Genomic DNA, 5169 nt, shown 5'->3' with positions numbered 1-5169 from the left:
GTACCCATGGTCTGCAGGTTGTTAATCATGACAGCGTTCAGCGGCCAGTGCAGACCCAGCGGAACCATGAACAGGTACAGGCCAGCAATCAGAGCACCAACCAGAGCCGGAGCCTGGTCGTTAACCATCTTCAGGAAGTCAGAGATAGCCATAGCCACACCGATACCGATGGGGCCCACCAGGAAAGCGGTCAGCGGAACCAGGATGATGACCGAAATCATCGGCACGAACACCATCTGAAGCATCGAAGGAATAACCTTCTTCAGGAAGCGCTCAAGCGGAGCCAGCAGAGCAGCAGCCAGCAGCGGGGGGAAGACCTGACCGGTGTAGCTGAATGCGTACAGCGGCAGATCCAGACCGAAGAACGGAACGTTCAGGATCTTGGTGCTCTGGTCAGCCAAATCAGTCAGAGCGGTGAAGGTGCTGGTCATCAGCGCAGCGGGGATAGCCGCACCAACCCACATGTTCGCGCCCAGACGCTTAGCAGCGGTAGCACCCAGCATGATGGGCATGAAGTTCAGCACGGACAGCGAAGCAGCCTTCAGGATGTACCAGAAAGCGAACTGCTGCATCCACTGGTTGTTCAGAGCCTTAGCGGCTGCCTCATCGGACAGGCGCGCACCGTTGACGATGTCCACGTTCACGACCTGACCGGTCAAGTCGGTGTACTGGCCAAAGAAACCCAGCTGCTGTAGGAACACAATGAGGGTCAGGATCATCGAGGTACCCAAAAGTGCCCACAGCAGAGGACGGAAGGAATCAGACAGAACGTCGAAGACGTTGTTGATCCAGTTAGTCTTCTTACCCTCAGCCTCAACCTTGGTGTCACCCTCAGCGTGGCCGGACATAGAAGGCAGAGCGTTGATCTCGTTGTACACAGCCTCAACGCGCTCGCCCAGAACAACCTGAGTCTGGCCGGACTGCTCAATCACAGAGAGCACGCCGGGCAGACCCTCAATCTTCTTGTTCTGCACTGCATCGTTGGACACAGGAGTGACACGAAGGCGGGTTGCACAGTGAGTAATGTGCGCGATGTTCTCGGGGCCACCCAGGCCGTCAAGAATCTTCTCGCCAAGTTCGCGGTTATTCACGATACTTCCTTAGATATGCGGTCAATGTCTACTAAACGTTGCTACAGGAGGCTGCGATCGCTGAGGAAAACCTAGACCCGGCAAACCCAGAAGCGGGTAACACCCCAGAAAACACAAAAGACCCGAGTCTCTCGATCACCGAAAGCACTACACTCGTGCCCGCTATGGAGCTTCGGTACAGCAAATAGAGGGGATTCTCGGCAGGTACATGCCGCCGTCCCATACGGTGTTGAGTAACTCAGGTCTTGCCTGCCAAACCAGTAACAACCCTGAAGAAGGTTTCCCTTCTCAAAATAGTTCCCTGTAACTCTAAGGGTTTTCCCAGTTTAAGAGCAAGGTAGGAGCAGGGAGCTATCAGAAGCTGTTAAAAGTTTCACTCAAGTGATAGCTGAACACGCTCTCGGCACTGCATGCGAGAGCCTCACAGTAGGGCTTCAGTACGCCCCGACACGCCCAGACACACACCGACACACACCGGACGGGGCGCTTTCGAAGACGCATTCCGAAGACGCAAAAGGGCCCCGCATCCATAGGATACGGGGCCCACACGCTACCGAAGCAGCTACCCTCCGACTAACTACTTCTTAGCCGGGAAAAAATTCAGCGGAGCAACCTCCAGCTCAGGGTAATGACGCTTCTGCCAGCGGCGGTTACGATGCGCATTCACCTCAATCAGCGCGGCACCCAGAGCACCGGCACCCAGAGCCGTCCACAGCAGGTGCGGAAGCACAGTAACGAACTGGTGGTACTCCACCAGAACCGGCACGAACAGCGCCGCGAAGAACACCGCCAGCAACGCACCAAACAGCAGAATACGTGCACGGTTGAACGGGCGAGCCACCGCAGCCAGGTTCCACAGACCCATCATCACCAAAGTAATGAACGAGGCCGTCTGAATCTGACGGATATCCTCAACACCCATGCCACGAGCCGCGAACGTTACCGACAACAGCATCGCAACCACAATAATCGAGTTCGGAACCGTGTAATTCAGCACGCGGCGCAAGAAGCCCGGCACGTAACGGCGCGAATTCGGCAACAGGGTTAACGCGAAGGACGACGCACCCACAATCAGGAAGTCCGCAGTTGAGTACTGACGCGGCAAGAACGGGAAGGTCAAACCAAAGAGGCTGAACAGAACACCCAGCAGAATCGCGAAACCAGTCTTCGTCAAGAACAGGTTCGCCACCATCTCAATGTTCGTAATGACCTGACGGCCCTGCTCCAGCGCAGCCGGCAGAGACGAGAACTTACCGTCCAACAGAACCAGGCGAGAAACAGCCTTCGTCGCCGGAGCAGCGTTACCCATCGCAATACCCAAGCTTGCATGCTTGAGCGCCAGAGCATCGTTAATGCCGTCACCGGTCATCGCCACCACATGGCCGCGCTCCTTCAGCGCAATCACCATGTTCTTCTTCTGCTCGGGCGACACGCGACCGAAAATATTGTGAGTAGCCGCAGCCTCAGCAAGCTCCGGACCGTCCTCAGGCAGAGTCGAAGCGTCAATTGCGCCCGCAGAAGTATCCATGCCCGCAGTCTTCGCGGCAGCAGCCACAGTGAACGGGTTATCACCCGAGAAGACCTTCAGAGTCACGCCCTGACGGTGGAAATACTCCACAATCTGAGGCGCATCCGCACGCACATTCTCACGGAAAATCACGAACAGAACCGGGGTAGCATCCGACGGGACCTTCTGGGCCGGCTCACCCTTCTCATTGCGAACCACCGCAGAAGCATGCGCCAAAACCATCGTGCGCAGACCCAGCGCCGCCAGCTCAGCGGCACGCTCACGCTCAGCGGTACCCTTGGCGAGAAGCGCCTCCGGAGCACCCAGAAGCCACGCACCCGAATCCTTAAACTCAATCGCGCTAAAACGCAGAGCCGAGGAGAACGGCACAATACCGGTCACCGACGCCGAGGAAGCATCCGGGAAACCACCGGTCAGAGCCGCAGCGGTCGGGTTCGCGTTCTCATCGTGACCAAACCACGCCAGCGCCTCATTCCAACCGGCAGGTAGAGAAGCACGCCAGGAAGTGTGCTCATCAGACTCAGCATCCGGGCCCTCAGCCTCAGCAGCGGTGTCCAGCGGGCGCACCGAATCAAAAATCACGCCGCCCTCAGTCAGGGTGCCGGTCTTATCGAAGCAGACCACGTCCACACGAGCCAGAACCTCAACCGCAGGCTGTTCCTGCACCAGGATGTTGTGCTTACGACCCAGCATCACAGCTGCCGCAGCAAACGCCAGGGTAGTCATCAGCGCCAGACCCTGCGGAATCATCGAAGCAACCGAGGACACCACAGCAATAGAAACCTGCTCCCACAGGTTGTTCTGCTGCACGGTCTCCAGGCCGCCAGCCGCCTGAATCTGACCCCACAACACCACAGGAATAATGACCGCAAGACCCACCGTAATCCAGCGGACTACACGGTTCAGCGCATCACGCAGCTCAGACTGAATACGCGAGAACTGGCGCGCCTCATCAGAAATCTTGCTTGCACGAGAATTCGCGCCCACATGAGACAGCAGGACGCGGCCGGTACCGCCCAGCACACTCGACGCCGACAGCACCATATCGCCGGGGCGCTTAGCAATCGGGTCGTTCTCACCGGTCAGCAGGGACTCATCCAGCTCCAAAGAATCGGAGGTGAGCACAATAGCATCCGCAGGAACCTGATCGCCGCGCTTGAGGATGACAACGTCACCCTCAACCAGCTGCTCCATCGGAACCTCAACGCTCTTACCGTCACGCACCACAGTAGCGGGGGAACGATCCAGTAGGGAGATGCGGTCCAGCTCAAGCTTCGCCTTGTACTCCTGCACAAAACCAATCACCACGTTAGCGATAACAGCCGCCAGGAAGAGCAGATCAGCCCAACGCTGGTACATAATCACCACAGCGCCACAGGCACCCAACACAAAGTTGAAGACCGTGAACAGGTGCGCACGCATAATGCTCCACAGCGTGCGAGAAGACTTATTGTTCTGGGTATTGACCTTACCCTCAGCAGTCAGGCGAGCAACATCATCGCTGCTCAAACCGTGCTGGGCAATATCGAAAGATCCGCTATGCGGTGTTTCAGAATATTCGGGAATGTAGCCGGCAACGGCAGACGCTGCCGTTTTCTGCTGAGGATCCATGCAGGGGTCTCTTTCTCGAATGGATGGAATGCTGAACTGAATAGAGTTCAGTATTGCGGACACTACCTTTCAGTGTATCCGTGAAGAAGGGGATAAAGATAATCTCCGCCCTGTAATGAGCTGAGAGTTACAGCTATTCCAGAACGGAGATTTAATATATGCGAATACTGGCATATTTTGAAGTAGAAAATGTTTGCGGAAGGGGTCGCCAACACCCCACAAAATCAGCACGCCAGCAGAACCAGCGCTTCGACAGAATCAACGCTCCGGCAAAATCAACAAACGATTCGTCACCGGATGCCTCAATACCTCAATCGGATGCTGATACACCTCAGACAACAACTCCGCCGAACACACCTGCTCAGGGGCACCCGAAGCAACCACCTCGCCACCACGCAACAACACCATACGGTCAGAATACGCAGCCGCCACATCCAGGTCATGAAGCACCGTCAACACCGCAGCACCCTCAGCAGCCAACTCACGGCTCACCCGCAACGTCTGCTCCTGATGCGTAATATCCAACGCCGCAGTCGGCTCATCCAAAAGAATCAGCGGAGTCTGCTGAGCAAACACACGCGCCAAATGCGCACGACCACTCTCACCACCGGACAGAGTCGTAATATCGCGATCCGACAAATGAGTCACCGACGTACGCTCCATCATCGAAGCAACCACGGCGTCATCCTCTTCAGCGCGCTCCGTACCCTTCCACGGGGTACGGCCCATCTGAACCACCTCATGCACCGTATACGAAAACGCCACATTCAACTTCTGCAGCAGCATCGCACGCTGACGCGCCATCTGACGGGCATGAATCGAACCCAAAGGGGTGCCGTCCAACAGAATCTCACCGCCACTGGGCGCAATATCACCGGCAATCACACCCAGCAGAGTCGACTTACCGGCACCATTGGGGCCAATCAGCGAAACAACCTC

The 5169-nt window shown here is 56.7% G+C and carries 3 protein-coding genes; all 3 read right to left on the bottom strand.

The features are described 5' to 3' along the window. A partial coding sequence (locus tag Q0216_RS05760) for a PTS transporter subunit EIIC (protein WP_298593676.1) occupies positions 1 to 1091 on the bottom strand: 1091 nt, incomplete at its 3' end. A 577-nt stretch (positions 1092 to 1668) separates the two neighbouring features. Then, positions 1669 to 4230: an HAD-IC family P-type ATPase gene (locus Q0216_RS05755; RefSeq protein ID WP_298593674.1), complete on the bottom strand. Its 2562-nt coding sequence runs from the start codon at positions 4228 to 4230 to the stop codon at positions 1669 to 1671. 258 nt (positions 4231 to 4488) lie between these two features. After that, on the bottom strand, positions 4489 to 5169 hold a 681-nt coding region (locus Q0216_RS05750; protein WP_298593671.1), incomplete at its 5' end, for a heme ABC transporter ATP-binding protein.

Origin of the sequence: uncultured Rothia sp. (assembly GCF_937976295.1) — a bacterium.
Lineage (GTDB): Bacteria > Actinomycetota > Actinomycetes > Actinomycetales > Micrococcaceae > Rothia.
This window is presented reverse-complemented; position numbering and strand designations above follow the sequence as displayed.

Coding starts and splice junctions, on each gene's coding strand:
- Q0216_RS05755 (WP_298593674.1), bottom strand. CDS start 4,230: ATGGATCCTCAGCAGAAAACGGCAGCGTCTGCCGTTGCCGGCTACATT.